Source organism: Clavibacter lycopersici (assembly GCF_003576405.1).
Classification (GTDB): domain Bacteria; phylum Actinomycetota; class Actinomycetes; order Actinomycetales; family Microbacteriaceae; genus Clavibacter; species Clavibacter lycopersici.
Genome location: NZ_QWGT01000511.1, coordinates 1 through 597, shown reverse-complemented (window position 1 = coordinate 597; position 597 = coordinate 1). Strand labels below are relative to the sequence as shown.

Sequence of the window (597 nt, the reverse complement as noted above, 5' to 3'; positions counted from 1 at the left end):
GCACGAGCACGCGCCCCGCACCGACGACCAGGCGGCCCGCGACGGCGAGCCCGTGCGGCCGCGCGCCCGGATCCTGCGGCGGGGTGAGCGCGTCCACCGAGTACCCGGGGTGGGCCGAGAGCGCGACGCGGTCGGATCCCGCCGCCCGCCAGCGCCGGTCGAGCTCGGCCGCCAGCATCATGCACGCGGTCTTCGAGCGGCCGTAGCGCACGAGCGCCGGCATGCGCCGCTCCCCCGCGAGGTCGCCGAGGTCGAGCGGCGAGAAGCGGTGGGCGAGGGATCCGAGCATCACCACGCGTCCGGCGGGCCGCAGCCGCGGCGCGAGCCCCGCCACGAGCGCGAAGTGGCCGAGCGCGTTGGTGCCCATCAGCTCCTCGAAGCCGTCGATCGTCGTCCGACGCTGTCGCGCCCTCCCGCCCGCGGGGGTGAGCCCCGCGTTCGCGACGACGGCGTCGAGGTCCTCCCGCACCGCGGACGCGCACGCGTCGACGCTGTCGAGCCGCGCGAGGTCGAGGGAGACGACCTCCACGTCGGCCGCCGGCACGCGCGCCCGGATCGCCCGGGCGGCGGCGGCCCCGCGCTCGGCGGAACGGCAGG

At 78.7% G+C, this 597-nt stretch carries 1 protein-coding gene; it reads right to left on the bottom strand.

Annotated elements, in window-relative coordinates:
• Positions 1 to 544: SDR family NAD(P)-dependent oxidoreductase (locus DZG00_RS16260; protein WP_233550184.1), on the bottom strand; the 544-nt coding region annotated here is incomplete at its 3' end.
• Positions 545 to 597: the final 53 nt, after the last annotated feature.